Origin of the sequence: Micromonospora sp. M51 (assembly GCF_018070305.1) — a bacterium.
GTDB classification, from domain to species: domain Bacteria; phylum Actinomycetota; class Actinomycetes; order Mycobacteriales; family Micromonosporaceae; genus Micromonospora; species Micromonospora parva.
This window is the reverse complement of the sequence record NZ_JAGPXZ010001504.1, coordinates 1-462: the sequence shown is the minus strand read 5'-3', so window position 1 is coordinate 462 and position 462 is coordinate 1. Positions and strand designations below refer to the sequence as shown.

Below are 462 nucleotides of genomic sequence, written 5' to 3'. Positions count from 1 at the left end.
CGCGTAGACGGACTCGGTGGTGCCCGGGTTCCATCCGCCACGCCGTCTCGACGGTGCGCCGAACCTCGGTCTCTCCCCTGGCCCTCATGACCGCGGGCGGGTCCGACCTTCGCCAGGAGGCGGCCTCCTGCGGGTCACCCTCAGTTGTGAGGGCTGAGGAAGTCGGTGATGAGGGTAGCGAGCTCCTGTGGGCGTTCGGCGACCATCGCGTGGCTGGCGCCGGCGAGGTGCCACACCCGCAGAGACGGGTTGTCCACAGCGGCAAGCCGTTCGGCGGTGACCTTGCGATACGCCTCGTACAGGTCGTGGAACGGCTGTTGTTCGGGCAGGTCCTCGGTGGCGAGAACGAGCAGCAGCGGGCAGCGGACGTCGCCGTAGGCGGGCATCAGGTCGAGGGAGTCCATGGCATCCCGGAGCTGCCGGGCGAGGTCCGGGGCGGGGCGCCGCCGGCGGCGGCCGTCG

At 71.4% G+C, this 462-nt stretch carries 1 protein-coding gene; it reads right to left on the bottom strand.

Going from position 1 to position 462, the window contains the following annotated elements; genetic code table 11:
• Positions 1-140: 140 nt before the first annotated feature.
• A partial coding sequence (locus tag KBX53_RS35675) for an alpha/beta fold hydrolase (protein ID WP_369010031.1) occupies positions 141-462 on the bottom strand: 322 nt, incomplete at its 5' end.